Consider the following 26,726-nt stretch of genomic DNA (forward strand, 5'->3'; position numbering starts at 1 on the left):
ACCCCGCCTGGCGTCTTGCGGGTGTGTGTGGGGGGGGTAATTATCGACATCCCAATTGCGGGACATTGTGGGGGCCGCCGCGTTGGCCAACACACCGCCCCGGGGGGTCCGAGAGCGGACGCGCCGGGCCGTTGACGTGCGCGGTCAGAGAGCGCGTTCGAAGGCGACCGAGACGTTGTGGCCGCCGAAGCCGAACGAGTTGTTGAGCGCCGCGGCGGGCCCGTCCGCGAGCTTGCGCGGCTCGTCCCGCACGATGTCCAGGTCGACCTCGTCGTCGAGGTCCTCCAGGTTGGCGACCGCCGGGACGAGGCCGTCCCGCAGCGCCAGGATCGTGAAGACCGACTCCAGCGCGCCCGCGCCGCCCAGCAGGTGCCCCGTCATCGACTTGGTCGCGGTGATGGCGACCTTGGCGGCGGCCTCCTCGCCGAGGCCGGCCTTGATGGAGTTCAGTTCGGCGACGTCGCCGGACGGGGTCGAGGTGGCGTGCGCGTTGATGTGCACGATGTCCTCGGGCCGCAGCCCGGCGTCGGCGAGCGCCCGCTGCATCGCCTTGGCCTGGCCGCCGCCGCTCGGGTCCGGCAGCACGATGTCGTAGGCGTCGTTGGAGTAGCCGCACCCGGCGGCGACGCCCTGCACGCGGGCGCCGCGGGCGCGGGCGTGCTCCTCCGACTCCAGGATGATCATGGCGGCGCCCTCGCCGAGCACGAAGCCGTCGCGGTTCTTGTCGTACGGCCGGGACGCGCGCGTCGGCTCGTCGTTGCGGGTCGACATCGCGCGCATGCGGCCGAACGAGGCCATCTGCAGCGGGTGGATGCACGACTCGGTGCCGCCGCAGATGACGACGTCGGCGCGGCCCGCGCGGATCATGTCGATGGCGTAGCCGACGGCCTCGCCGCTGGACGCGCACGCGCTGACCAGGGCGTGCGAGCCGGCGGTCGCGCCGAACTCGATGCCGACGTGCCCGGACGCGCCGTTCGGCATCAGCATCGGCACGGTGAACGGCGACACCCGCGACCAGCCCTGCTCGCGGTACACGTCGTAGCTGTTCAGCGCGGTGTGCAGGCCGCCGATGCCGCTGGAGACGACGACGCCCAGCCGGTCGCCGTCGACGACGAAGCCGCCGGGCACGCCGGCGGGCTCCTCGTTGCGCATGGTCTTGTTGCTGACGGCCGGGGCGAAGCCCGCGTCGGTCCACGCCTCGCGGGCCGCGATCAGCGCGATCGCCTGGCTGCGGTCCAGCCGGCGCAGCGACTGCTTCGGCATGACCTCGGCCGGGTCCACCTTCAGCGTGGCGGCGAACCGGACCGGCAGATCCTCGACGCCCTCCCAGTCCAGGCTGCGGATCCCGGACTCTCCGGCGAGCAGGGCGGACCAGGTCGACGGCAGGTCTCCGCCGAGAGGAGTCGTTGCACCGAGACCGGTCACCACGACTCTGGTCTGGCTCTTGCTCATAGATGCTCCTTGCGGACTGGAGGGGGAGTGGAGGCAGGGCGCGCCCGGCCCGGGACGCCGTCGGGGCCCGTGCGGACCCGTCCGGGCGGCCCGGCGGCGCGCCCTCCCTGCGGCCGGCCCGTGCGGAGCACGGCCCGGCCACCGGCCGGAACTAGCTCTGGAGCTTCTGGACGAAGTTGATGACGTCCTGGACGCTCTTCAGGTTGCGCAGCTCGTCGTCGGGGATCTCGACGCCGAAGCGGTCCTGCGCGGCCACCGCGATCTCCACCATCGACAGCGAGTCGATGTCGAGGTCGTCGATGAAGTTCTTCTCCGGGGTGACCTCGGACTTGTCGATGCCGACGATCTCGTCGATGATCTCGGCGAGGCCGTCCAGGATCTGCTGCTCGGTGGCGACTGCCATGGTTCTGCTATCTCCTTCGATGGGTTGGTCCAGAGCCTGCGGGCAGGCGTGACGGCCTACGGGATCTGGATGACTTGGGCAGCGTAGGACAGTCCGGCACCGAACCCCACCAGGAGGGCGGGGGCGCCGGACGGCACGTCGCCGCGTTCGATCATGCGGGACAGGGCCAGCGGGATGGAGGCCCCCGAGGTGTTGCCGGAGTGCACGATGTCGTCGGCCACCACGGCGTTGGTGGCCTTCATCTTCCGGGCGATGGCCTGGATGATCCGCAGGTTGGCCTGGTGCGGGACGACGGCGGCGAGGTCGCCGGGGGCGATCCCGGCGCGCTCGCACGCCTCCAGCGCGACCGGCGCGATGGCGGTGGTGGCCCAGCGGAACACCGCCTGCCCCTCCTGCCGGATGAACGAGTGCCGGTCGTCAATGATGATCTTGTCGTAGTTCTCGCCGGCGCTGCCCCACACGACCGGGCCGATGCCGGGGGACTCGCTGCCCGTGACGACCGCGGCGCCCGCCCCGTCGGCGAAGATGATGCTGGTGGAGCGGTCGGTCCAGTCGATCCACTGGGACATCTTCTCCGACCCGATCACCAGCACGTTGCGGGCGCTGCCCGCCCGGACGGCGGCGCTGGCGGTGCCGAGCGCGTAGCAGAAGCCGGCGCAGGCGGCGTTCAGGTCGAACGCACCGGGCGCGTCGATGCCGAGCCGGTGCGCGACCTGCGGCGCGTGGCCGGGCATCGGCGACTCCGCCGAGCAGGTCGCGAGGATCACCAGGTCGATGTCGGACGGGTCGAGGCCGCTGTTGGCGAGGGCCTTGCCGCCCGCGTGCACGCCGAGCTCGACGATGCCCTCGTCGTCGCCGGCGATCCGCCGCTCCTGGATGCCGACGCGGGTGCGGATCCACTCGTCGTTGGTGTCGACGGTCCGCGACAGCTCGTCGTTGGTGACGATCCGGGCCGGGCGGTAGTCGCCGAACGCGAGGATGCGGGCGCCCGCGGCCGCCTCGGGGATGCGCAGGCCGGTCATGCCGCGTCCGCCTTGATCAGCTCGCGGGCCTTGTCCAGGTCCTCGGGGGTCTTGAGGGCCACCAGCTCGATGCCCTTCAGCTCGCGCCGGGCGAGCCCGACCAGGGTCCCGGCCGGGGGCAGCTCGATGATCCCGGTGACGCCGATCTCCCGCATCGTCGCCATGCACGCGTCCCAGCGCACGGGGGCGCTGACCTGCTCGACGAGGCGCCCGACGAAGTCGCGGCCGGACGCGACGACGGCGCCGTCCCGGTTCTGCAGCAGCTTGGTGCGGGGGTCGGCGACGGGGGCGCCGGGGGCCAGGCGGCGGAGGGTGTCGACGGCGGGGGCCATGTGGGCGGTGTGGAAGGCGCCGGCGACCGACAGCGCCCGCAGCCGCGCCTTGGCGGGCGGCTCCTCGGCGAACTTCGCGAGCTGCTCCGTCGTCCCGGCGGCGACGACCTGGCCGGCGCCGTTGACGTTGGCGGGGGTGAGGCCGTGCTTGTCGATGGCGGCGAGCACCTCGTCGGCGTCGCCGCCGAGCACGGCCGTCATGCCGGTCTCGGTGACGGCGGCGGCCTCGGCCATCGCGCGGCCCCGCTCCCGGACGAGCACCAGCGCGGCCTCGGGGGTCAGCACCCCGGCGATCGCCGCGGCGGCGAGCTCGCCGACGCTGTGCCCCGCGACGGCGCCGGGGACGGCGTCCTCGTAGAGCACCTCGTAGGCGGCGAGCGCGGCGGCGACCAGCAGCGGCTGCGCGACGGCGGTGTCGCGGATCTCCTCGGCGTCGGCGGTCGTCCCGTACCTGACCAGGTCCAGCCCGGTGACGGCCGACCACCAGGCGAGACGGTCGGCGACTCCGGGTATCTCTAGCCATGGCTGCAGGAAGCCGGGGGTCTGGGCGCCCTGGCCGGGCGATGCGAGGAGAATCACGGCGTCCAGCCTTTCGCGAACGCCCCTCCGCTCACGATGCCGATCGCGACGAAGTTTGGTCCGGGCCCTTTGTACGACCCCTACAAGCGCCTCAGGCGCGGGGCGGGCGGGCGGCGAACCGGCCCAGGACCAGGGCGATGCGGAGCGTGAACGCGTTGCGCCCGTCGGTCGGCGCGAGGCCCGTGAGCTCGGTGACGCGACGCAGCCGGTAACGTACCGTGTTCGGGTGCACGAACAGCAGCCGGGCGGTCGCCTCCAGTGACGAACCCTGCTCCAGGTAGGTGGTGAGCGTGTCCAGCAGCGGCGCGCCGGCGGCGAGCATCGGGTTGTAGACACCCTCCACCAGGTACCGGCGTGCCTCGGCGTCGCCGTCGAGGGCCCGCTCGGGCAGCAGCTCGGTCGCCGGGACGGGCCGCGGCGCGTCCGGCCAGCCGGCGGCGGCGCGCAGCCCGGCGACCGCGGCCTGCGCGGACTTGGTCGAGTCGTAGAGGTCGCCGACCTTCGGGCCGACCACGACGGGCCCCGGCCCGCACTTGGCGGCGATCGGGCGGGCCGCCTCCATGGGGTCGGCGTCGCCGCCGACCACCACGATGACGCGGTGGCCGTGCACGCCGGCCAGCACGTCGGCGCGGGCGCGCCGGGCGGCCAGCTGCATCTGGTCGATGGTGACCTCGGGCTCCTCGTCCTCGGGGGTGTATCCGGCGATCACGGTGACGGGCTTGGACGTCCAGCCGAGCGCCGCCGCCCAGGAGTGCATGCCGTCGTCGACCTCGCCGCGCAGCACCGCGTTGACGACGAGGGCCTCCAGGCGGGCGTCCCAGGCGGCGCGGGTCTCGGCGGCGCGCGCGTACACCTGGGCCGCGCCGAACGCGACGTCCCGCGTGTAGCGCAGGATGGCCTCGCGGAGCTGGGCCTCGCCGCCGGGGGCGGCCAGCTCGTCCAGCCGGGTCTCCACCACCTCGATGATCACCCGGATCATGTCGATGGTGTGGTGCAGTTTGATGGACCGCAGCAGCTCGCGCGGCGCGGTGCCGAACACCTCGCCGGCGATGGCGGGCCGGGTCCGCTCGTTGCTCTTGAACCACTCCACGAACGCGGCGATGCCCGCCTGCGCGACCAGCCCGATCCAGGAGCGCTGGTCCGGCGGCATCCGCCGGAACCAGGGGAGCTGCTCCTCCATGCTGGTCAGCGCCGCGGTGCCGAACGTCCCCATCGCCTTCTCCAGGCGCTGGGTGGTCTGCTCGCGGATCTCGGCCTCGCTTGCGGTGTCCACCTCCTTAGGGTGCCACCGAACCGGCGATGTTCCGTCCCCGAGTGCGGAACGGGCCTCAGCCGCGGACGACGGCGGAGGCGTCGCCGAGGGCGATCTCGGTGAGGTTGCGCAGCGGGATGGAGCCCGGCGCGAGGTAGTCGCTGTGGCCGCCGGAGCCCGCGGCGAACACCCGGGCGCCGAAGCCGCGGGAGACCGGGTCGGGCCCGAGCCCGAGGCCGAGGATGCGGACGTGCGGGACGTCCTCCATCCAGTCCGTGGCGCCGCGTCCGGCCCAGACGCGGGCGGTGCCGGCCAGGTCGGCGGCGGACCACGCGGTCGTGCCGGGGCTGCCGTACAGGGCGATGTCGGTGACCTGCCCCCATGCGGCGGCCGAGCCATGGCCGTGGTGGTGGAGCGCTGCGCGGCCGCACACGACGGAGCCGTAGCTGTGGCAGAGCAGCGCGACGCGGGCGGCGGGGTTCGCGCGGCGCATGCCGGCGAGGAAGTCGAGCAGTTCGCCCGCGCCCTCGTCGGCGCGCTGGTCGGTCAGGACGTCCCCGCTGAAGGTCCTGGGGGCGGCGTAGCCGAGCCACGCCACGACGGCCAGGCCCGGATCGGCGGTGAGCGAGTGCGCCCGGGCGTAGACGGCCCGCGCCCCGCCGCCGGGCGTGGACCACGGCTTGCCGCCCCGCCGGTCGAAGGCGGTCAGCGTCGTGTCGGCGCCCGGGACGAGCACCGCGATCCGCCGCGCGCGGGCGAGATCGCCGACGACCTCGATGGCCTGGCCGCGTCCGCGCGGGTCGAAGTACAGGAAACGGCGGTCCGGTGCCAGGAACGCGCCGAGCGCGCGCGCCCGCTTCCCATCACCGACGTTGCGCGCCGTCCGCAGTGCCTGCTCGATCGACCGGCGCTCGGTCGCGAACCGGGCGTCCAGGGTCGACGGCGCCATCGACGGGACGGCGGCGGGGGCGGCGTACGGGTCGGCGTGGCCGGTCCCGGCGGTGGTGAGCATGAGGGCCGAGATGGAGACCACGCAGGCCAGCGCCCGTCGCAACCGTCGGGCGCGCCTTGAGGTCGTCTTGGGTGGCGGCGGCATCTTCGGCCTTTCTACCATCCGGGGCCGGTGGGGGATCCCGGCCGGGGTGACCGCGGCGCGCCGCACGCCCGTTTCAGCCGGTCACCTCGGCGTCCCTGCCGAGCGCGATGAGCGCGAGGTTGCGCAGCGCGACGGTCCCGGGCTTCAGGTACGCGCTGTGCGGGCCCGTCCCGGCGTCGAAGCGCCGCGCGCCGAACCCGGGCGAGACCGGGTCGGCGCCGAACCCGATCCCGCCGAAGCTGATCTTCGGCACGTACCGCGTCCAGTCGCCGCCGGCGCGGCCCGCCCAGACCCGCGCGGACGTGCCGAGGTCGGACGCCCGGTGCGCGGTGACGCCGGGGCTGCCGAACAGGGCGATCTCGTCCACCGGCGCGGCGCCCAGGTGGCGGGCGGCCTTCCCGCAGACCACGGACCCGTAGCTGTGGCAGAGCAGCGCGATCCGGGCGCGCGCGTTGACGCGGTGGACGCCGGTGAGGAACCGGCCGAGCGCGCGGGCGCCCGCCGCGGCGCGGCCGCCGGTCAGCACCTCGGGGCTGAGCGTGCGCGGCGGCCGGTAGCCGAGCCAGGCGACCACGGCGATCCGCTCGGCGGGCGCGCCGGCGCGCGCCTGCCGGTACAGGGCGCGGCTGCCGCCGCCGACGAACTTCGGCGAGTCGAAGTTGGCGAGCGCGGTGTCGGCGCCCGGCACCACGACCGCGATCCGGTCGGCGGCCGCGAGGTCGCCGATGACCTCGACGGCCTGGCCGCGGCCGCGCGCGTCGAACGACAGGAACCGGCGGCCCGGCGCGAGGAACGCCGACAGGGCCCGCGCCCGGTCGTGGTCGCGGACGCGCCGCGCCGTCGCCCATGCCCGGGCGATCTCCGCGCCCGCCGCCTGGTAGCGGGCGTCCAGCGTCGCGGCCGACAGGTCCGGGAGACGCGCCGGGCCCGCGTACGCCTCGGCGTGCCCGGCGGCCGCGGTGGTCGAGGCCGTCACCGTCAGCACGGCGGCGGCCGCGACCGCCCTGGTGCGCCGGCCGGGGGCCGGGTGCGCGCCGCTCATCCGAGGTCCTTCCTGGTCAGTGGTGAAGCACTGACCAGGACGCTAGGAACCGGACGCCGTCGCGCGGATCAACCGGTGGTGCGGTCCTGCGGCGTGCGACCCCGGTATGACGGGCGATACCCGGGAGGGGTGCCCGCGGGGCGTCAGTCGCCGGGCCGGACCAGGCCGACCTCGTAGGCGTAGACGATCGCCTGCGGCCGGTCGCGGAGCCCGAGCTTCATCAGGACGCGCCCGAAGTGCGTCTTCACGGTCTGCTCGGCGACGACCAGCTCCGCGGCGATCTCGCCGTTGGACAGGCCCCGCGCCACCAGCGCGAGCACCTCGGTCTCCCGCTCGGTCAGCTCCTCCAGCCGCTTGCGGGACGGCGCGCGCGGCCCGCCCAGCCGGGAGAACTCGGCGATCAGCCGCCGCGTGATCGACGGGGACAGCAGCGCGTCGCCGGCCGCGACGATCCGGACGGCGTCGGCGAGCTCGGCGGCCGACGCGTCCTTCAGCAGGAACCCGCTGGCCCCGGCGCGCAGCGCCTCGTAGACATAGTCGTCCAGGTCGAAGGTGGTCAGCATCAGGACCTTCGGCGCCCCGCCGCCGTCCCCGCCCGAGCCGCCGCCGCGACCGTCGAGGAGCCGCCGGGTCGCCTCCAGGCCGTCCATGACGGGCATCCGCACGTCCATCAGGACGACGTCGGGCCGCAGCTCGGCGACGCGCCGCAGCCCCTCCTCGCCGTTCACCGCCTCCCCGACGACCTCGATGTCGGGCTGGGCGTTCAGCAGCACCCCGAACCCGGTGCGGACCATGCCCTGGTCGTCGATGATCACCACGCGGACGGTCACGTCGCGGCCCGCGCCTTCACCGGAAGGGTGGCGTTCACGGCGAATCCTCCGTCCACGGTGGTTCGGGCGGACACCTCGCCGCCCAGCATGGCCGCCCGTTCGCGCATCCCCATCAGGCCGTGGCCGGTGCCCTCGGGCGAGGGGGTGGGGACGTGGCCGCCGCCCGGGGGGCCGTTGACGACGCCGAGCCGCAGTATGCCGTCCTCCCGGACCGCCGCGACCGCCACCCTCGATCCGGGCGCGTGCCGCATCGCGTTGCTCAGCGCCTCCTGCAGGATCCGGTACGCGGTGAGCCCGACGCCCGGCGGCAGCCCGGCCAGGTCGCCGGAGAGCCGCGTCGAGACGGTCAGCCCGGCGCCGCGCGCGTGCGCGACCAGCTCGTCCAGCCGTTCCAGGCTCGGCTGCGGCGCGGTCTCGGCGCCGTCCTCGGAGCGCAGCACGCCGAGGATGCGGCGCATCTCGGTGAGCGCGTCGAGCGCGGTCGCGCGGATCTCCGACAGGTCGCGGCGGGTCTCGTCGGGGACGGACTCGACCTTGTACGGCGCGGCCTCCGCCTGGATCGCGATCATCGACATGTGGTGCGCCACCACGTCGTGCAGTTCCCGCGCGATCCGCTGCCGCTCGGTCAGCACCGCCTCCGCGGCCTGGTGGCGCTTCTCCTGCTCGACCAGCTCGCGGCGCTGCTCGGCCAGCTGCGTCCGCGAGGTGTTGCGCAGCCGGACGGCGTACCCGACGACCAGGGCGAGCAGCAGGACGACGGTCGCTCCGCCCGCGGTCTGGGCGTCCTTGACCCACACCCCGGCCAGCGACAGCAGGCCCACGCCGATGGTGATGTCCCGCGCGCACCGCACCGCGACCGTGTACAGGCACACGATCGCGGCGAACGTCCCCGCCGGGAGGTACGGGACGGTCAGCCACTGGCCGGCCGGTATGACGGCCATCGCCACGAAGCTGAGCCGCCACGCTCCGAGCGGGTGCCGGTCGCGCAGCGCGAGCGGCAGCGACACCGCGATCGACGCGAGCAGCCGCACGAGCGCGTCGACGTGCACGCCCGGCCGCGCCGGCTGCGGCGTCGCGAGCAGCGAGTTCGTCCCGGCGGCCAGCGCGATGGCCAGGCCGATGCCGACGACGTTGACGACGAGCCCGTACGGCAGCCGCCCGATCCCGACGAACCGCGTCCAGCGCAGCAGGGTCGGCCACGGCCGGTCCTGCGGGACCGGGTCGGCCCGGCCGGTGACGGCCGCGGCCAGGACGCCCCACAGCAGGCTGTTCGGCGCCGAGGGCGCGCCGTCGTCGTTCTGCCCGGCCATGAGCCCCAGGCTAGAGACACCGCGGCCGGACGCGTATGCCACCACGGTGCGACGTACGCGTCATACCTGGGTACCGTGCAGGGCGTGGAGCCCGTCGAAGCGCTGCGGCGCATCGCGTTCCTGCTGGAGCGCGCGCATGAGCCGACCTACCGCGTCCGGGCCTTCCGCAAGGCCGCCGACCTGGTCGAGGCGACGGCACCGGACGCGCTCCGGGACCGGGCGCGCGACGGCACGCTGACCGAGCTGCCCGGCATCGGGAAGGTCACCGCCCTGGTGATCGAGGAGGCGCTGCGCGGCGAGACCCCCGTCTACCTGCGCCGGCTGGAGGCCACCGAGGGCGAGCCGCTCGACGAGACGACCGCCGCGCTGCGCGCGGCCCTGCGCGGCGACCTGCATACGCACAGCGACTGGTCGGACGGCGGTTCGCCGATCCGGGAGATGGCCGAGACGGCCCGTTCGCTGGGCCACGAGTACCTCGCCCTGACCGACCATTCGCCGCGCCTGACCGTGGCGAACGGCCTGTCCGCCGACCGCCTCCGCCGGCAGCTGGACGTCGTCGCCGAGCTGAACGAGGAGCTCGCGCCGTTCCGGATCCTCACCGGCATCGAGGTGGACATCCTCGACGACGGCGCCCTCGACCAGGATCCGGACCTCCTCGACCGGCTGGACGTCGTCGTCGCGAGCGTCCACTCCAAGCTCCGCATGGACCGGGTCGCCATGACGAAGCGGATGGTCGCGGCGATCGCGGACCCGCGCGTGAACGTGCTCGGGCACTGCACCGGGCGGATCGTGAAGGCGGGCGGGAAGCGCGGCGGGCTGCGCCCGGAATCGGAGTTCGACGCGGCGCTGGTCTTCGACGCCTGCGCCGCCTACGACGTCGCCGTGGAGATCAACTCGCGTCCGGAACGGCTCGATCCGCCGAAGCGGCTGCTGCGCCTCGCCGTCGAGGCCGGGTGCCGCTTCTCGATCGACTCCGACGCGCACGCGCCGGGCCAGCTCGACTGGCAGCACTTCGGCTGCGAGCGCGCCGCCCGCTGCGCGGTCCCCGCCGACCGGGTCGTCAACACGCTGCCCGCCGACGCGCTCCTCGCCTGGTCCCGCAACGCCTGATCCCGGCGCCCGACCCCTCGACCACGGCCTCCCCGGTCATCAGGCCCTCGCCGCGCGACGGCGCCCCGCTGATCGAGGAGCTGAAGTACGACCTGCGCGAGCGGACCGTCAAGATGGCGGGGACGCCGGTCCGTACTTCCGCGCCTGAACGCCCGACAGAGCGCCCTACGAGGCGCGCATTACGAGGCGCCCTACGAGGCGGACTCCAGAGAGCACGTGTTGACGAGGTCCCCGGTCGCCGGGCGGGGCAGGGTCGCGCTCGCGGGCGGGGACTGGTGCTTCGTCGTCCAGGACTCCAGGGCCGTGAACGCGCTGCGGATGCACGGCAGCAGCGGGCGGAGCTTGTCGGGATAGGTGTCATAGAGGCCGTCGACGTGGTTGGCGGCCTCTACGCGGTAGTAGCGGTAGAGCGCGGAGCCGCGCGCGCGGACCATCCTGCTGTACACGTCCGAGTCGGTGCCGATCGGCAGGAGCGAGTCGTAGGTGCCCTGCAGGGTGATGAGCGGCTTGCGGATGCGGCCCGTCAGGGCGACGCGGGCCACCGCATTGTGGACGGAGCGGGGGCGCGCGGCGTAGTTGTAGTCCGCTTCATCGCCCGTGTACGAGGGGTCGAACTCCTCGCGGTAGATGGTCTGGGTTAGGCCCCAGTACACCTGGTCGTGGAACGGCCATAGGAACTCCGAGCCCGGCGCCAGGCCGGCGTCGAGGAGCGCCTTGTGCGCGGACGGGTCGCCGGTGGCCGCGTACGACGGGTACGCGCGCAGGATCGACGGCAGGTACGTGAACAGGTTCGGGCCGTCCGCGCGCCACAACGTGCCTTCGGCGTCGATACCGCCGTCGTACAGCTCGGGGTGGTTCTCCAGCTGCCAACGGACGAGGTAACCGCCGTTGGAGATGCCCGCGGCGTAGGTGCGGCGGGGCGAGTGCCCGTAGCGGCCGGCCACGACCTTCTTGGCGGCGCGGGTGAGCTGGGTCAGCCGGTCGTTCCATTCGACCATCGCGTCGCCGGGGCGCTTCCCGTCCTTGTAGAACTCGGTGCCGCTGTTGCCCTTGTCGGTGGCGGCGTAGGCGTAGCCCTTGGAGAGCGCCCAGTCGGAGATGGTGAAGTCGTTGGCGTACTGGCGGCGGTTGCCGGGCGGGCCGGCGACGACGAGGCCGCCCGTCCAGTGCTCCGGGAGCCGGATGACGAACTGGGCGTCGTGGTTCCAGCCGTTGTTGGTGTTGAACGTCGAGGTGTCCGGGAAGTAGCCGTCGATCTGGACGCCCGGAACGTGCGCGGGGTTCGTCGTCGCGGTGGACTGCAGGCCCGCCCAGTCGGCGGGGACGGTGTGCCCGGACGCGACCGTCCCCGCGGTGGTGAGGTCGTCGAGGCAGGCGGCGACCTGCTTCTGCGCGCCCGGAACCGTCACGCGGGGCGCGCACTCGCGGGCCTGCGCCTGCGCGGGGAGGGCGGCGGTGAGCGCGGCGGCGGTCAGGGCGGCACCGGTGAAGGCGGTGGCGGTCAGGAGGCTGCGGACTTTCGGCATCCCGGCTCCTTCGACGGGTCCCCGGTGCGGGGACGGGTGCCGTCATGGTGGTGAGCGCCCGTGAGCGCGGCCACGTGCGCGGCCCACATATCCGGGCGCGGCGGCATGTGCCGGCGGCCGTGACCTGCACGTGATGTGGGTCACACCCGTATCGGGCGGCCGGAATGTGGGTGCGCCTCACATGGTCCGGTCTCCGGACGCGATTTAGCGTTCCCGGTCACGGCGGCCCGGAGTGGTCCGGGTCACCCCTAGGAACGCGAGGAGGGCGCATGGCCGGTCCCGTCCCAGGGGCCCCGGTTCTGGCGGCGCGGGGCCTGGTGAGGGAGTTCCGCGGCTTCCGGGCCGTGGACGGCGTCGACCTGGACGTCGCGGAGGGCTCGGTGCACGCGCTGGTAGGGCCGAACGGCGCGGGCAAGACCACGCTGTTCAACCTGCTCACCGGCTTCCTGAAGCCGACGGCGGGCAGCGTGCGGCTCGGCTCGGACGAGCTCGCCGGGCGCAGCCCCGAGCACGTCGCGCGGCTCGGGCTGGCGCGGTCGTTCCAGATCACCAGCCTGTTCGCGGAGCTCACCCCGCTCCAGCACGTCGAGCTGGCGCTGGCCGGCCGGACCGGGCTCGGCTGGCGGTTCTGGCGGTCCGACAAGGCGCTCGGGCGCTTCTCCGACCGCGCCGCCGAGCTGCTCGAACAGGTCGGCCTGGACGGTCACGGCGCGACGCCCGCGGGCACCCTCGCCTACGGGCGCAAGCGCGCGCTGGAGCTGGCGCTCGCTCTCGCGCTGGACCCGAAGGTGCTGCTGCTGGACGAGCCGACCGCCGGCATGGGCGTGGAGGACGTCGACCGCACCGTCCAGCTCATCCAGCGGGTGCGCGAGACCGGCGACCGGTCGCTGACCGTCGTGATGGTGGAGCACAACATGAGCGTTGTCTCCAGCCTCGCCGACCGGGTGACCGTGCTGCAGCAGGGACGGGTGCTCGTCGAGGGCCCCTACGCCGAGATCCGCCACGACCCGCGCGTGGTCACCGCCTACCTCGGAGACTCCAATGCTGCGCATTGACGGACTGTCGGCCTGGTACGGCGAGGCGCAGGCGCTGCGCGACGTGTCGCTGCGCGTCGACGAGGGCGAGATCGTCACGCTGGTCGGCCGCAACGGCGCGGGCAAGACCACCCTCCTGCGCTGCCTCATGGGCCTCCACAAGGACGCCAAGGGGACGATCGAGTTCCTCGGCGAGGACATCACCGCGCTCGGGCCGCACAAGCGGGCCCGCCGCGGGCTCGGCTACGTGCCCGACGACCGCGGCGTCTTCGCGACGCTCTCCGTCGAGGAGAACCTCACCCTCCCGCCCGTCGCGCGACCGGACGACGCCCACGAGCCGTGGTCGCTGGAGCGGGTGTACGAGACGTTCCCGCGGCTGCGGGAGCGGCGCCGGTTCCCCGGGACGAAGCTGTCGGGCGGCGAGCAGCAGATGCTCGCGCTGGCCCGGGTGCTGCGGACCGGTGCCCGGCTGCTGCTGTGCGACGAGCCCACCGAGGGCCTGTCGCCGCTGATCGTCCAGCAGATCGGCGCCATCCTGCGCGAGGTCAAGGCCGCCGGCGTCACCGTCCTGCTCATCGAGCAGAACGTGCACTTCGCCGCGACCGTGGCCGACCGCCACCACCTGCTCGCGGAGGGCCGCGTCGTGGAGTCGCTGGACAACGACGAGGTCCTCGCCCGCGAGGGCGAACTCCTCGAATACCTCGGAATCTAAGAACCACCTCGGAACAGCAGGGAGAACCCCGATGACACTTGTGCGACGTTCGGCGGCGCTCGCCACCGCCGGAGCGCTGCTGGCCGGCTGCGCGGGCGGACCCGGCGGGGGCGGGGGCAAGATCAGCGACGGCAAGGTGGTCCTCGCCGTCCTCACCGACGAGTCCGGCGTCTACGCGGACCTGTCGGGCAAGAACGCCGTCGAGGCGGTGAGGATGGCGGTCGCCGACTACAAGGCGAAGTACGGCGGCAAGGCCGTCGCGAAGAAGATCGAGGTGGTGGACGCCGACCACCAGAACAAGCCGGACATCGCGAACTCCAAGGCGCAGGAGCTGTACGACCGGCAGAAGGCCGACCTGATCGTGGACGTGCCGACCTCGTCGGCGGCCCTCGCCGTCGCGAACGTCGCCAAGAACAAGAAGAAGCTGTTCATCGACGTCGGAGCCGCGTCCACCGCGCTGGAGGGGAAGCAGTGCAACAAGTACACCTTCCACTACGGCTACAACAGCTACATGCTGGCCCACGGGACCGGTAGCGAGGTCACCAAGGACGGCTCGAAGAACTGGTACATCGTCTACCCGGACTACGCGTTCGGGCAGGACATGCAGAAGACGTTCTCCGCGGCGGTGAAGGAGACCGGCGGCACCGTCGTCAAGTCCGACCCGACGCCGTTCCCGAACGACAACTTCTCGACGTTCCTGCTGAAGGCGCCCGGGATGAACCCGAAGCCGCAGGTGCTCGGCGCCATGCAGGCGGGCGGCGACCTCGTCAACCTCGTGAAGCAGTACAACGAGTACAAGCTGCGGGACAAGGGCGTCGGGCTCGCGACGGGCCTGATGTTCATCACCGACATCCACTCGCTCGGCCCGGACGCCCTCGCCGGGACGCGCTTCACCGACTTCTGGTACTGGAACGCCAACCAGGGCAACCGGGCCTGGGCGGACAAGTTCCAGGCCAAGACGGGCAAGCGCCCGACGGCCGTGCACGCCGCGGACTACTCCGCGGCCCTGCAGTACCTGGAGGCCGTGCAGCGCGGCGGCACCGACAAGTCCGACGGGGTGGTGAAGCAGCTGGAGGGCCACCAGGTCAACGACGTGTTCACCGCCACCGGGACCATCCGGGCGCAGGACCACCTCCTCGTCCACGACGCCTACATCGCGCAGGTGAAGCCCGGCTCCGAGGTCAAGGAGCCGTGGGACTACGAGAAGATCATCAAGACGATCCCGGCGGCGCAGGCTTTCCAGCAGCCCGACGCCGCCTGCAAGCCGTAGGGCGGCCCGGCGTGCTGCAACAGGCGTTCAACGGGCTGGTGGGCGGGGCGTTCTACGCCCTGCTCGCCCTCGGCCTGGCCGTCATCTTCGGGATGCTCGGCGTGGTCAACTTCGCGCACGGCGCGTTCTACATGCTGGGGGCGTTCGGCTCCTACGTCCTGCTGGACTCGTGGGGCGTGAACTTCTGGGTCGCGCTGCCGCTCGTCCCGGTCGTGCTGGGCGTGGCCGGGACGGTGCTGGAGCGGCTGTTCATCCGCCGCCTGGCGCCCCTCGACCCGCTCTACAACTTCCTGTTCACCTTCGGTCTCGCGCTGATCCTGCAGGACCTCGTCAAGCGGGAGTACGGCGTGCAGTCCCAGCCGTATCCGCGGCCGTCCGCGCTGGGCGGCTCTTTGGACCTCGGCCTGTTCACCTACCCGGCCTACCAGGTGTTCGTGCTGGCGGTGTCGGTCGTGGTGTGCGGGGCGGTGTGGGTCGTGCTGACCCGGACCCGCGTCGGCATGATCGTCCGTGCGGCGACCGAGCGGCCCGAGCTGACCCGCGCGCTCGGCATCGACGTGGCCCGCTGGGTGACGCCGGTGTTCGGGTTCGGCGTCGCGCTCGCCGCGTTCGCCGGCGTGCTCGCCGCGCCGATGCGGGCGGTCAACCCGCTGATGGGCTCCGACCTGATCATCACGGTGTTCGCCGTGGTGGTGATCGGCGGCCTCGGCTCGGTGTTCGGGTCGGTCGCCGCGGGGTTCGCGGTCGGGATCGTCTCGGCGCTCGGGAACTACTACGTGCCGTCGCTGTCGCAGACGCTGGTGTTCATCCTGATGGCGGCCGTGCTGCTGTGGCGCCCGGCGGGCCTGTTCGGAAGGGAGGAGGCACTGTGATCCTTTCCAGGCTGGCCGGGCGGCCGGTGCTGCTGGTCATCGGGCTCGTCGCGGCGCTGGTGCTGCCGTGGTTCGTCTATCCGCCGGTCGCGATGGACATCGCGTGCTGGGCGCTGTTCGCCGCCGCCGTGGACCTGCTGCTCGGCTTCACCGGGCTGCTGTCGTTCGGGCACGCCGCGTTCTGGGGGTCCGCCGCCTACGTGACGGGCCTGATCGCGGTCCACTCCGGGCTGCCGTTCCCGGTCGCGGTCCTCGGCGGCGCGGCGTTCTCCGCGGCGCTCGCCGTCCCGATCGGGTTCCTGTCGGTCCGGCTGCGCGGCATCTACTTCGCGATGGTCACCCTGGCCTTCGCGCAGATGGTGTACTTCGTCGCCAACCAGTGGCGGGACGTGACGGGCGGGGAGAACGGCCTTCAGGGCATCCCGAGGGACTTCTTCGGCGTCGACCTGTCCGAGCCGTTCTACTTCTACTACGCGGGGCTGCCGCTCATCCTCGCCGGCCTGTTCGTCGCGTGGCGGATCGTCCGGTCGCCGTTCGGCCGCGTGCTGGTGTCCATCCGCGACAACCCGGCGCGTGCGCGCGCGCTGGGCTACAGCATCGACCGCTACAAGCTGCTGGTGTTCGTCCTGTCGGCGGCACTGTCGGGGCTGGGCGGCGGTCTGTTCGCCATCGGCCACGGCTTCGCGTCCCTGGACGGCGTCTACTGGACGACGTCCGGGCAGGCCGTGATGATGGTCGTCCTCGGCGGCATCGGCACCCTGTGGGGAGGCGCGATCGGCGCCGCGCTGATCGTGGAGCTGAACGACTACCTCGCCACGGCCGGCTTCCAGGAGACCGGGATCATCACCGGCGCGATCTTCATCGTGGTGGTGCTGGTGTTCCGGCGCGGCGTCTGGGGCACCGCCCGGGACCTCCTCGCCAAGCGCACCGCCCGCCGCCGCCCCGACCCGGCCCCCGCCAAGGTCACCACCCCCGTCTGAGCCCCGACTCAATGACGACGCGCGGCGTGTACCCCGAGGAGGGCGCGCCGCGCGGCCGTGCGGGGGCGGTTCTCCTTGGATCGTTGAGCGTCAGGCGAGACGGCCGCCGCCGTCGACGTGCAGCACGGTCCCGGTGACGTAGGAGTTGTCGATGGCGTAGAGGACCGCCTTGATCAGGTCGTCCGGGCCGCCCACCCGGCGGGCCGGGTTGCGCTCGGCGACGCCCCGCAGGAACGCGTCCTTGCCCGCGCCGAGACCGTCCCAGGAGCCGGTGTCGACGATGCCGGGCGAGACCGCGTTGACCCGAACCGGGGCGATCTCCACCGCGAGCGCCTGGACCAGGAAGGCCAGCGCGCCGTTGGTCGTCGCCATCACCGTCCGCGCCGGGGCGGGACGCCAGGCGGCCACGCCGGAGAAGAAGGTGAACGAGCCGCCCTCGGCGACCTGTCCGGCCAGGTGCTTGGCGAGCAGCAGCGGCCCGATCACCTTCGCCGCGAACGCCCGCCGCACGTCGGCGAGGTCGAGTTCCGCGAGCGGCCCGTTGGCGGGCACCGCGGCGGTGGAGACCAGGTGGTCGAAGCGGCCCGCCGCGGTCGCGAGCGCGGCGATCGACCGCTCGTCGGCGAGGTCGACCGGGATCACCTCGGCCGGGCCGGGCAGCTCGCCGGCGGCCCTCTCCAGCTTGCGGACGTCGGGTCCGGCCAGGACCAGTTCGGCGCCGGCGGCGGAGACGGTACCCGCGAGCAGGCGGCCGGTATGCGAGCCGGCGCCCACGACGACGAGCCGCCGGCCGTCGAGAGCCGGGCCGTGAAGGATGGACATGAGGGAGCTCCTCTGCGGGTCGGGATCGGCCGGGAGGCGCCGTCCCGCGCCTCCCGGCCTGCTCCATAACTCTCGCCTGACCTGCATTGATTAGTCCAAGGCTTGTTTTCTACCACAGCGATAGAATCTGTTCATGGCAACGCTGCGGCAGCTCGAGTACCTGGTCACCGTGGTCGACACCGGCTCGTTCACCCGGGCGGCGGAGCAGCTGCACGTCACCCAGCCCGCGCTGTCCCACCAGGTCAGGACCCTGGAGACCGCCCTGGGCGGCCCGCTGCTCGAACGTCTCCCGCGCGCTGTGCGGCTCACGCCCCTGGGCCGCGCGGTCCTGCCGCACGCCCGCGCCGCGCTCGCCGAGGCCGTCCGGCTGGACGCCGTGGCCCGCCGCTCAGCGGGGCTGGACGAGGGCGAGCTGGAGGTCGCCGTGGTCTACTCCGTCAGCCTCGGCATCCTTCCGCCGGTCCTGCGCGCCTGGCGGCGGGGGCACCCGCGGGTCCGGATCCGGCTCCGCGAGTACCCGCACACCGACGACCTGCAGGCCGCGATGGCCGCCGGCCGGGCGGACCTCGCCGTCGGCCCCGCGCCGGCCGGCTGGGAGGGTCCCGTCCGCGAACTGGGCGTCGAGGAGTTCGCCCTCGTGCTCCCTGCCGACGACCCCCTCGCCGCGAGCCCGTCCGGCCCCCTCGCACTCGCCGACCTCGCCGACCGCGCGTGGGTGCACTACTCCCCGGGGAACGGCCTGGCCGACCTGGTCGACCGCGCTTGGGCGGAGGCGGGCTTCCGGCCGCGGATCGCGGTCCGCGCCGAGCAGACCTCCGCCGCGCTCCTGCTGGCCGCCGGCCTCGGCCCCGCCCTGGTGCCCGCCAACATCATCCCGCCCGACTTCGACGGCGTCGCCCTCCGCCCGGACCCTTCGATCCGCCGTATGCTGACCGCCTATACCCGCACCCGGCCCGACCGTCTGACCACGGCCTTCGCCGACCTCCTGGCCCGCCAGGCCCAGGTGGTCCCGCCGCATTTCCCGGCGGGCCGTCCTCCCGCGGGCCGGACGGCGGCGCCGTGACCGGGCCTGGGCGGGGCCTCAGCGGGAGAGGCGGTGGAGGCGGAGGGCCAGTTGGAGTTCCAGGGCGCGCTCGGGGGACTGCCAGTCGTCGCCGAGGAGGCGGGAGATGCGCTCCAGGCGCTGGCTGACGGTGTTGACGTGGATGTGCAGGCGCTCCGCCGTCCGGGACAGGCTGCCGCCGGTGCCGAAGTAGGCGTCCAGGGTCTGCACGAGCGCCGTGCCGCGCCGCTCGTCATAGCCGAGGACGGGTCCGAGCGTGCCGTCGAGGAAGCCGGGGACGTCCCGGCCGTCGCCGATGAGCAGGCCGACGAAGCCGAGCTCGGACGCTCCGGCGCCGTCCCCGCGGCGGCCGAGGGCGAGCAGCGCGTCCGCGCAGCGCCGCGCCTCGAGATGCGCCGCCGTGATCCCGGACGGCCCGCGCACCGGGCCCGCCGCGCCGACGGTCGCGGGGCGGCCGAGCGAGGCGCCGAGCTCCTTGGCGACGCGGCGGGCCGCGTCGCCCGCGCGGTCGCCCGGCAGCAGCAGGACGATCTCGTCGCCGCGCGCGGCGGCCAGGCCGTGCTCGACCGCCGCGAACGACGACGCCCAGAACGCGGCGCGCTGCCGGTGGTCGTGCGACTCGTACCGGGCGCACAGCAGCACGTGCGGCGCGGTCAGGTCGACGTTCACCCGCCGGGCCCGGACGACCAGCGTGTCCGCGTCCGTCCGCCGGTCCGACAGGAGGTCGTCGAGCAGCTCGCCGCGGACGCGGCCCTCCGCCTCGGTGACGCTCCGCTGGAACAGCACCAGCAGCGCGGTCACGAGCGCGGCCCGCTCCAGGATGCGCTGGTCGGCGCTGGAGACCTCGTCGGCGGTGCGCAGCACCAGCGTGCCGAGCATCTCGTCGCCGGTCGTGACCGAGGCGATCCACAGGTCTCGGCGCCGCACGGTGCGTCCCTGCGCGCGCGCTGAGTGCGCCGACGCCATCACGCCGGACAGCTCCTCGTCGCTCAGGGCCGCAGAGTCCTTCCCGGTCGTGGCCAGGTGCCGGCCGTCGGCGTCCAGGACGTGCAGGGTCCCGCCCAGCAGTTCGGTGACGACGGCCCCGACGTCCTCGACGCCGCCGCCGCGGACGACCACCGCCGTCATCCGGTCGTGCGCGCGCGCCGCCTGCTCGACGGCCGCGCTGCGGGCCTTGATGACCTCGTTGGCGGCGCTCAGCTCCTCCAACGCGGTCTGCGTCTCCTCCAGGAGGCGGGCGTTGTCGATCGCGACCGCCGCGTGCGCCGCCAGCGACCCCAGCAGCGCGACCTCCTCCTGGTCGAAGGGGCGCTCGCTGCGGTTCGCCGCCGTCAGCACCCCGATCACGCGGCTGCCCAGCCGCATCGGCACGCCGAGGATCGCGACGATGCCCTCCTCGGCCACCGCCGAGTCGATGAACCCGCGGTGCCGGAACTGCTCGTCGCCGAGGTAGTGCGCGCTCGTGTACGGCACCGCCGTCTGCGCGACCAGGCCCACCAGGCCCGCCCCCATCGGCAGCCGCAGCCGCCGGAACGCCGCCGACACCGACCCGTCGGTGACCCGCATGTAGGTCTCGCCGCGCTCGTCGTCGTTCAGCGTCAGGTACGCGATGTCGGCGCTCAGCAGCCGCCGGGCGCGCCGCGTGATCGCCTCCAGCACCGCGTCGAGGTCGCGGAGCCCGGCGAGGTCGCCCGCGGTGTCGAACAGCGCCGCGAGCTCGGCCTCCCGCCGGGCGTGCCGCCGCATGATCGACCGGACCCGCAGCGCCGCGAGCTTCGCCGCCTCCAGTTCGGCCAGCACGGTCGCCGAGGCGCCCTGTGCCCGTGCCTGCACGAGCGGCCCCTCGAACTCGACGGGGGACGCCTCACGGGCGAGGAGTTCGAGGAAGACGCCGCAGGTCATACGGGCCATTGTCAATGCGCCGTCCAGCCGCCGTCGAGTGCGAGGGACGCCCCGGTCACCATCGACGCGGCCGGGGAGCACAGGTAGCCGACCAGCGAGGCCACCTCGTCGGGCTCGATCAGCCGCTTCACCGCCGAGTGCTCCAGCATGACGCGCTCGACGACCTCGTCCGGGGCCATGCCGTGCGCGCGCGCCTGGTCGGCTATCTGGCCTTCCACCAGCGGGGTGCGCACATAGGACGGGTTGACGCAGTTGGACGTCACCCCATGCGGGGCGCCCTCCAGCGCGATCACCTTGGACAGCCCTTCGAGCCCGTGCTTGGCCGTCACGTAGGCCGCCTTGAACGGCGAGGCACGCAGCCCGTGCACGGACGAGATGTTGACGATCCGCCCCCATCCCCGCTCGTACATGCCCGGAAGCGCCTCACGGGCGAGCCGGAACGGCGCCTCCACCATCAGCCGCTGGATCCGCGCGAACACCTCCGGCGGGAACTCGTGGACCGGCGCCACATGCTGGACGCCCGCGTTGTTGACCAGGACGTCGACGTCCGCGGCGAGGCCGTCCAGCGCGTCCATGTCGGAGAGGTCGGCGTGCAGGGGGACCCCGCCGATCTCGTCCGCCGCCGCGCGCGCCGCGTCGCCGTCCACGTCCGCCACCAGCACGCGGGCGCCCGCCCCGGCCAGCAGCCGGGCGCAGGCGCGGCCGATGCCGCTCGCGCCGCCGGTGACCAGGGCTCGTTTCCCCGACAGGTCCAGCGCCTCGGACGTCCAAGCGGCGGGCCGGGGTGTCACGCTCGTCATGCGCAGAACCTACGAAGCGCCGCCGCGGGCTCCCATGTGGCCCTGGCACACAATCCCGTGGCGAACGGTATGGACGGCCCTTACAGCAGCCCGTTCCACATCTGCTCGACGACGAGCGACCACCAGCGGTCCTCGCCGTGGAAGGCGGGCGGGTCGACGGCGGCGAGCTGCTCCTGGATCTTCTCCACCACCGCGCCCGCCGCGTACGGGTCGAGTCCCCGCATCCGCTGCCGTCCGCGCGCGAGCAGGGCCAGCGAGCGCGCGAGCTCCGCGGGCCCGGTGTTGACGAACCGGGTCTTCCCGGTGATCGGGTCCACGGCCCACACGCGGCCGATGATGTGCGGCGGGCCGTCGGTCATCACGCTGAGGAAGCAGTGCCCGTCGCCGCCGATGCTGACGAACGGGTCCAGGTTGGCCAGCGCCTGCCCGGACAGCGGGCTGCGCCGCGTCCGCAGCTGCTCCGCGATGGGCTTGGCGGCCCACGCCTGGAAGATGTGCGGCACCTTCGCCGGCAGGCCCGCCGCCGCGAGCGTCGCCGCCTGCCCCGCCGGAACGCCGATGCGCTCCAGCTCGTCGCGCTGGTAGCGGCGGACGCCCTCCGGGCCGAACGCGGACGCCAGGACCCGGCCGAGCTGCGCGTCGTCCAGCGGGGGAGCCTCCGCGCCGCCCGGCACCGGGACGGGCGACGCCGCGGGCGGGACGGGTTGCCCCACCAGCTGCGCCATCATCGCCGCCTGCTGGGCGTTCGCCGCGACGGCCGCGTCCCGCTCCTTCCTGGTCTCCCCGTAGGGCCGCCCGAACGAGACGTCGGCCTGCGGGAAGGCGAAATCGCGCAGGAGCACGGCGCAGTAGCAGCCGGGCAGCCGGCACGGCTCGATCTCCGAGTACGCCGACGACACGCTCTCCGCGGGCACGCCGAGCCGCTGCAGCTCCTCCCACACCTGCCAGAACGGGGCCGGGAGCCCCGGCCCCGACACCTTGGCGAGGTAGGTCTCCTCTCCGCTCGCGTCCCGGTAGGTGATCGTGAGGGTGTTGCCCGCCCCCACCGCGGGCCGTCCCCGCCCTTCTGCGGCGGCGCCGGCCTGCCCGTGGCTCCCGTCGTACATCCCCGTGCCGCCCTTTCGCCGCATCCTCGTTCGTATTCGATCTTGGGGAGAGGCTAGCGTTGGGCGCGGCGTCCGCCGACCGGCGAGAGGGTTCCGATGGCCGAGATCACGCACCGCTTCATCGAGTCGCAGAGCGGCCTGCGGATGCACGTCGCCGAAGCGGGCGAGGGCCCGCTCGTGCTGCTGCTGCACGGCTTCCCCGAGTGCTGGTACTCCTGGCGCCACCAGCTCACGGCCCTCGCGGACGCCGGGTTCCACGCCGTCGCCCCCGACCAGCGCGGCTACGCCCGGACGGGCGGCCCCGCGGACCCCGCCCCCTACTCGATCCTGCACCTGGTGGGCGACGCCGTCGGCCTGATCGAGGCCCTCGGCCGCGACCGCGCCGTCGTCGTCGGGCACGACTGGGGCGCCCCCGTCGCGTGGCACACCGCGCAGATGCGCCCCGACAAGGTCCGCGGCGTCGTCGGCATGTCGGTGCCGCACCGCCCGCGCAGCTCCAAGCCGCCGGTCGCCGCGATGCGGCGGATGTTCGGCGACGGCTTCTACATGGTCCGCTTCCAGGAGCCGGACGCCCCCGAGGCCGAGTTCGACCGCGACCGCGCCGCCGCGTTCCGCCGGATGCTGTACGCCGCGTCCGGCGACGGGCCCGGCACGGCGCTGATCGCGCCGGAGGGCGGCGGGGTGCTGGACGCCTGCCCCGAACCGGAGAAGCTCCCCGGCTGGCTCACCGACGACGACATCGCCGCCTACGTCGCCGAGTACGCCGGCAGCGGCTTCACCGGGCCGATCAACTGGTACCGCAACCTCGACCGCAACTGGGACCTCACCGCTCCCTGGCACCGCGCCCCGATCAGCCCGCCCGCCCTCTACATCGCCGGCGACCGCGACCTCGTCGCGACCGGCGCCGTGCACGCGGTCGAGCACCTGTCCGACTTCGTGCCCAACCTCCGCGAGACCGTCTGGCTGCCCGGCTGCGGCCACTGGACGCAGCAGGAGCGCCCCGCCGAGGTCAACGAGGCCCTGATCGCCTTCCTGCGGGCCCTCTAGCAGGCCGGCCGGGACGCTTCGGGAGGCGCTCCATCCGGGTCCAGCCGTTCCATCCGCGCTCGCGCATCAGCTCCAGCATCCGCTCCGCCCGCGGATCGGCCTCGAGCGCGAGGGACTCCAGCAGGTCGAACGGCAGGTGGTCGCCGACCGTCCCGCCGAACTCGGCCTGGCCTTCGGCGTACGCCTGCTCGAACAGGCCGGCCATGATGTCGGCGGCCTCCACCAGGAGGCGGTCGTCGCCCGGATCCCCTTCGATGATCTCCGACAGCACCCGGTAGAGCCGGACGATGCGCGGATCCTCAAGCTGCGCGAACTTCCCGGGCATGAACGCGCGGACGCGGTCGGGCCAGCGGGCCGAGACGAGGATCCACCCGTCCCGCTCGCCCTCCACGATCCGCTCCGACACCCCGAGCTCCCGCAGCCGGTCGAGATAGGAGACGATCTCCGGCGGGAGCACCAGGCCGTCCCCGGCGGCGAGCCGCGCGATCTGCTCGCGGCTGCTCTCCAGCCGTGCGATCTCCTCGCGCAGGCGGTCGTCGATCCGCCGGACGCCCTCGGCGAACGACGCGGAGTCGGCCTCGAGCATGTGCCCGATCCGCGACAGCGGCACGCCCGCGTCGGCCAGCGTGCGGATCCTGATGAGGGACACGACCGCCGTCGCGCCGTACCGCCGGTACCCCGAGGCGTCCCGCTCCGGCTCGGGCAGCAGCCCGATCTGGTGGTAGTGCCGCACCGCGCGCACCGTCACACCGGCGTACGCGGCCAGTTGCCCGATCGTCAGCATGCTCCGATCCTCCCGCCGCCCCGTCAGGAGATCCTGCGGCGGTAGGTGATGCCGGCGAACACGTAGGCGACGACGAGGATGCCGGCGCACCAGGCGAGCGCCGTCCACAGGCCGCCGCCGACCGGACGCTGCGCGAGCAGGGCGCGGAGCGTGTCGACGATGGACGTCACCGGCTGATGCTGCGCGAACGCGCGCACCGGGCCGGGCATCGTGCCGGTCGGCACGAACGCCGAGCTGATGAACGGCAGGAAGACCAGCGGGTAGGAGAACGCGCCCGCGCCGTCCACGCTCTTGGCGGCGAGGCCGGGGATGACGGCGATCCAGGTCAGCGCGAGGGTGAACAGGACGAGGATGCCCGTCACCGCGAGCCAGGCCCCCACGCCCGCGCCCGACCGGAAGCCCATGAGCAGCGCGACGCCGATGACGGCCGCCACCGAGACCGCGTTGGCCGCCAGCGAGGTCAGCACGTGCGCCCACAGCACGCCCGACCGCGCGATCGGCATCGACTGGAACCGCTCGAAGATCCCGCTCTGCATGTCCGTGAACAGCCGGAACGCCGTGTAGGAGATGCCGGACGCGATCGTGATGAGCAGGATGCCGGGGAGCATGTAGTCCACGTACGACGCCGTGCCGGTGCGGATGGCGCCGCCGAACACGTAGACGAACAGCAGCATGATCGCGATCGGTGTGACCGCCGTCGTGATGACGGTGTCCAGGCTGCGGGTGACGTGCCGCAGGGTCCGTCCGGTGAGGACGGCGGTGTCGCCCAGGAAGTGCGCGGTCATCTCTGCTCCTCGTCCACGGGGGTCCGGCCGTCCGCTCCGACGACCGCGAAGAAGATCTCCTCCAGGGAGGGCTGCTTCTCGACGTACTCGACCTCGGCGGGAGGCAGCAGCCGCCTGAGCCCGTCCAGGGTGTCCTCGACGACGATCCGGCCCTGGTGCAGGATCGCGATCCGGTCGGCGAGCTGCTCGGCCTCGTCCAGGTGCTGGGTCGTCAGCAGCACGGTCGTGCCGCCCTCGGCCAGTTCCTTGACGGCCTGCCACACCTCGATGCGCGCCTCCGGGTCCAGCCCGGTCGTCGGCTCGTCGAGGAAGACGACGGGCGGGTCCCCGATGAGGCTCATCGCGATGTCCAGGCGCCGCCGCATCCCGCCGGAGTACGTCGCCGCCTTCCTGCCGCCCGCCTCCGCCAGCGAGAACCGCCGCAGCAGGCCGTCGGCGATCCCGCCCGGGTCCGCGAGATGCCTCAGCCTGGCGACCAGGACGAGGTTCTCCCGCCCCGTGAGCACCCCGTCGACGGCGGCGAACTGCCCGGTGAGGCTGATGGACGCGCGCACCCTGGCGGCCTGCGTCGCGACGTCGAAGCCGTTGACCCGCACCGTTCCCGCGTCCGCCTTGAGCAGCGTGGACAGGATCCTCACCATGGTGGTCTTGCCCGCCCCGTTCGAGCCGAGCAGGGCGAAGACGCCGCCCCGCCGCACCTCGAGGTCCACGCCGCGCAGCACGCGCAGCTCCTTGTAGGACTTCTGCAAGCCCCGCACCTGGATCGCGGGCCCTTGGCCCTGATCGGTCGTCATGGCGGCCAGCCTGAGGGGTTGACGCTGCGTCAGGGTCAAGTCCGCGCGGAAATGTCGGAGGCGGCGCGTACGGTCGCGACGTGAACCGCACCGACCGTCTGTACGCCCTGGTTGAGGAGCTGCGGGCCTGCGCCCCGCGCCGGGTGAGCGCCCGCGAGCTGGCCGCGCGGTACGAGGTGAGCGTCCGCACGATCGAGCGCGACATCGGCGCGCTCCAGCAGGCCGGCGTGCCGGTGTACGCGGACGTCGGCCGGGGCGGCGGCTACACCCTCGACAAGAGCCGGACGCTGCCGCCGCTGAACTTCACCCCGGCCGAGGCCGTCGCCGTCGCGATCACCCTCGCCCGCGCGGGCGGCTCGCCGTACTCCCGGTCCGCCCGCACCGCCCTGCACAAGATCGTCGCCGCGATGTCGGCGGAGCACAGCGCCTCCGCCCGCGAACTCGCGGCCCGCGTCCGGTTCCTGATCCCCGCCGGGGACGACGACCCGGCGTCCGTGCCAGCCGTGCTGGAGGAGGCCGTCCTCAGCCGCCGGGTCGTCCGCCTCACCTACATCGACCGGGCAGGCGCCGAGACCGTCCGCGACGTCGAGCCCGTGTCGTTCACCGCGTCGAGCAAGGGCTGGTACCTGACCGCCTGGTGCCGCAAGCGCGGCGGCCGCCGCGTCTTCCGCACCGACCGCGTCCGCCGCGCCGTCCTGCTGGAGGAGACCGCCCCCGAACGGCTCGTCGAGGCCATGCACGAGGACGTCCCGTCCGACTACGTCGTCCGCCCTCTCGAATTCGTCTGACGGGCGTAACGTC

The 26,726-nt window shown here is 73.5% G+C and carries 26 protein-coding genes; 9 read left to right on the forward strand and 17 right to left on the reverse strand.

Annotated elements, in window-relative coordinates; genetic code table 11:
• Positions 1-144 precede the first annotated feature (144 nt).
• From ABT299_RS31045 to ABT299_RS31085, 9 genes are all read right to left on the reverse strand, one after another.
• Positions 145-1,452, reverse strand: coding sequence for a beta-ketoacyl-[acyl-carrier-protein] synthase family protein (locus ABT299_RS31045; RefSeq protein ID WP_190862796.1), 1,308 nt, complete (start codon positions 1,450-1,452; stop codon positions 145-147).
• 151 nt (positions 1,453-1,603) lie between these two features.
• A complete protein-coding gene (locus tag ABT299_RS31050; RefSeq protein WP_151544105.1) occupies positions 1,604-1,855 on the reverse strand; it encodes an acyl carrier protein in 252 nt (83 codons plus the stop codon).
• A gap of 56 nt (positions 1,856-1,911) precedes the next feature.
• Entirely contained in the window at positions 1,912-2,877 is a 966-nt protein-coding gene (locus ABT299_RS31055; RefSeq protein ID WP_192809104.1) for a beta-ketoacyl-ACP synthase III, read from the reverse strand.
• The gene (locus tag ABT299_RS31060; RefSeq protein WP_190862801.1) at positions 2,874-3,788 is read right to left on the reverse strand and encodes an acyltransferase domain-containing protein; all 915 of its coding nucleotides are present in this window, start codon (positions 3,786-3,788) and stop codon (positions 2,874-2,876) included. Before ABT299_RS31060 ends, ABT299_RS31055 begins: the two co-directional genes overlap by 4 nt.
• A 91-nt stretch (positions 3,789-3,879) precedes the next feature.
• Positions 3,880-5,061 carry a PucR family transcriptional regulator gene (locus ABT299_RS31065; protein WP_151544107.1) on the reverse strand — a complete coding sequence of 394 codons (1,182 nt, stop codon included), beginning with the start codon at positions 5,059-5,061 and terminating at the stop codon, positions 3,880-3,882.
• A 55-nt stretch (positions 5,062-5,116) separates the two neighbouring features.
• The gene (locus tag ABT299_RS31070; RefSeq protein ID WP_500252908.1) at positions 5,117-6,073 is read right to left on the reverse strand and encodes an alpha/beta hydrolase; all 957 of its coding nucleotides are present in this window, start codon (positions 6,071-6,073) and stop codon (positions 5,117-5,119) included.
• Positions 6,074-6,209: 136 nt separating this feature from the next.
• On the reverse strand, positions 6,210-7,178 hold the full coding sequence (locus tag ABT299_RS31075; protein WP_387029791.1) for an alpha/beta hydrolase: 969 nt from the start codon (positions 7,176-7,178) through the stop codon (positions 6,210-6,212).
• Between the two features lie 143 nt (positions 7,179-7,321).
• On the reverse strand, positions 7,322-8,008 hold the full coding sequence (locus ABT299_RS31080) for a response regulator (protein WP_500252909.1): 687 nt from the start codon (positions 8,006-8,008) through the stop codon (positions 7,322-7,324).
• Positions 8,005-9,318 (reverse strand): sensor histidine kinase, encoded by a 1,314-nt coding sequence (locus tag ABT299_RS31085; RefSeq protein ID WP_500252910.1) that lies wholly within the window; start codon positions 9,316-9,318, stop codon positions 8,005-8,007. The genes ABT299_RS31080 and ABT299_RS31085 overlap by 4 nt, the downstream gene beginning before the upstream one ends.
• Before the next feature lie 84 nt (positions 9,319-9,402).
• On the opposite strand from ABT299_RS31085, the gene ABT299_RS31090 reads away from it, so the two are divergent.
• Complete coding sequence (locus ABT299_RS31090) at positions 9,403-10,428, forward strand: PHP domain-containing protein (RefSeq protein ID WP_500252911.1); 1,026 nt, start codon at positions 9,403-9,405, stop codon at positions 10,426-10,428.
• 191 nt (positions 10,429-10,619) lie between these two features.
• On the opposite strand, the gene ABT299_RS31095 is transcribed toward ABT299_RS31090, so the two are convergent.
• Positions 10,620-11,954 (reverse strand): tannase/feruloyl esterase family alpha/beta hydrolase, encoded by a 1,335-nt coding sequence (locus ABT299_RS31095; RefSeq protein WP_500252912.1) that lies wholly within the window; start codon positions 11,952-11,954, stop codon positions 10,620-10,622.
• A gap of 269 nt (positions 11,955-12,223) precedes the next feature.
• Here ABT299_RS31095 and ABT299_RS31100 point away from each other — a divergent pair, with 269 nt between their 5' ends.
• From ABT299_RS31100 to ABT299_RS31120, 5 genes are read left to right on the forward strand one after another with little or no spacing between them, the layout of a single operon-like run.
• Entirely contained in the window at positions 12,224-13,009 is a 786-nt protein-coding gene (locus ABT299_RS31100) for an ABC transporter ATP-binding protein (RefSeq protein WP_500196555.1), read from the forward strand.
• Positions 12,996-13,700 carry an ABC transporter ATP-binding protein gene (locus tag ABT299_RS31105; protein WP_433150575.1) on the forward strand — a complete coding sequence of 235 codons (705 nt, stop codon included), beginning with the start codon at positions 12,996-12,998 and terminating at the stop codon, positions 13,698-13,700. Before ABT299_RS31100 ends, ABT299_RS31105 begins: the two co-directional genes overlap by 14 nt.
• 31 nt (positions 13,701-13,731) lie before the next feature.
• A complete protein-coding gene (locus ABT299_RS31110; RefSeq protein WP_190862826.1) occupies positions 13,732-14,970 on the forward strand; it encodes an ABC transporter substrate-binding protein in 1,239 nt (412 codons plus the stop codon).
• A gap of 11 nt (positions 14,971-14,981) precedes the next feature.
• Entirely contained in the window at positions 14,982-15,842 is an 861-nt protein-coding gene (locus tag ABT299_RS31115) for a branched-chain amino acid ABC transporter permease (protein WP_387029805.1), read from the forward strand.
• Complete coding sequence (locus ABT299_RS31120; protein WP_500252913.1) at positions 15,839-16,822, forward strand: branched-chain amino acid ABC transporter permease; 984 nt, start codon at positions 15,839-15,841, stop codon at positions 16,820-16,822. Before ABT299_RS31115 ends, ABT299_RS31120 begins: the two co-directional genes overlap by 4 nt.
• Before the next feature lie 90 nt (positions 16,823-16,912).
• On the opposite strand, the gene ABT299_RS31125 is transcribed toward ABT299_RS31120, so the two are convergent.
• Complete coding sequence (locus tag ABT299_RS31125) at positions 16,913-17,644, reverse strand: SDR family oxidoreductase (RefSeq protein ID WP_190862830.1); 732 nt, start codon at positions 17,642-17,644, stop codon at positions 16,913-16,915.
• Between the two features lie 133 nt (positions 17,645-17,777).
• Here ABT299_RS31125 and ABT299_RS31130 point away from each other — a divergent pair, with 133 nt between their 5' ends.
• Positions 17,778-18,707, forward strand: coding sequence for a LysR family transcriptional regulator (locus tag ABT299_RS31130; RefSeq protein ID WP_500252914.1), 930 nt, complete (start codon positions 17,778-17,780; stop codon positions 18,705-18,707).
• Positions 18,708-18,725: 18 nt separating this feature from the next.
• On the opposite strand, the gene ABT299_RS31135 is transcribed toward ABT299_RS31130, so the two are convergent.
• The 3 genes from ABT299_RS31135 to ABT299_RS31145 form a co-directional block, all read right to left on the reverse strand.
• On the reverse strand, positions 18,726-20,609 hold the full coding sequence (locus ABT299_RS31135) for a helix-turn-helix domain-containing protein (protein WP_500252915.1): 1,884 nt from the start codon (positions 20,607-20,609) through the stop codon (positions 18,726-18,728).
• Between the two features lie 11 nt (positions 20,610-20,620).
• A complete protein-coding gene (locus ABT299_RS31140) occupies positions 20,621-21,409 on the reverse strand; it encodes a 3-hydroxybutyrate dehydrogenase (protein ID WP_387028461.1) in 789 nt (262 codons plus the stop codon).
• Positions 21,410-21,489: 80 nt separating this feature from the next.
• A complete protein-coding gene (locus ABT299_RS31145; protein WP_500252916.1) occupies positions 21,490-22,515 on the reverse strand; it encodes an SUKH-4 family immunity protein in 1,026 nt (341 codons plus the stop codon).
• 96 nt (positions 22,516-22,611) lie between these two features.
• Between ABT299_RS31145 and ABT299_RS31150 the strand changes: the two genes are divergently transcribed.
• Complete coding sequence (locus ABT299_RS31150) at positions 22,612-23,562, forward strand: alpha/beta fold hydrolase (RefSeq protein WP_500252917.1); 951 nt, start codon at positions 22,612-22,614, stop codon at positions 23,560-23,562.
• On the opposite strand, the gene ABT299_RS31155 is transcribed toward ABT299_RS31150, so the two are convergent.
• The 3 genes from ABT299_RS31155 to ABT299_RS31165 are packed head-to-tail and all read right to left on the reverse strand — an operon-like array spanning position 23,525 to position 25,925.
• Positions 23,525-24,346, reverse strand: coding sequence for a MerR family DNA-binding transcriptional regulator (locus ABT299_RS31155; protein WP_500252918.1), 822 nt, complete (start codon positions 24,344-24,346; stop codon positions 23,525-23,527). The genes ABT299_RS31150 and ABT299_RS31155 overlap by 38 nt on opposite strands.
• 23 nt (positions 24,347-24,369) lie before the next feature.
• Positions 24,370-25,131, reverse strand: coding sequence for an ABC transporter permease (locus ABT299_RS31160; RefSeq protein ID WP_433150596.1), 762 nt, complete (start codon positions 25,129-25,131; stop codon positions 24,370-24,372).
• The gene (locus ABT299_RS31165) at positions 25,128-25,925 is read right to left on the reverse strand and encodes an ABC transporter ATP-binding protein (protein WP_190862847.1); all 798 of its coding nucleotides are present in this window, start codon (positions 25,923-25,925) and stop codon (positions 25,128-25,130) included. Before ABT299_RS31165 ends, ABT299_RS31160 begins: the two co-directional genes overlap by 4 nt.
• Before the next feature lie 80 nt (positions 25,926-26,005).
• Between ABT299_RS31165 and ABT299_RS31170 the strand changes: the two genes are divergently transcribed.
• On the forward strand, positions 26,006-26,713 hold the full coding sequence (locus tag ABT299_RS31170; protein WP_190862849.1) for a WYL domain-containing protein: 708 nt from the start codon (positions 26,006-26,008) through the stop codon (positions 26,711-26,713).
• The last annotated feature ends 13 nt before the right edge of the window (positions 26,714-26,726 follow it).

The organism is Spirillospora sp. NPDC000708 (genome assembly GCF_040299565.1).
GTDB lineage: Bacteria > Actinomycetota > Actinomycetes > Streptosporangiales > Streptosporangiaceae > Spirillospora.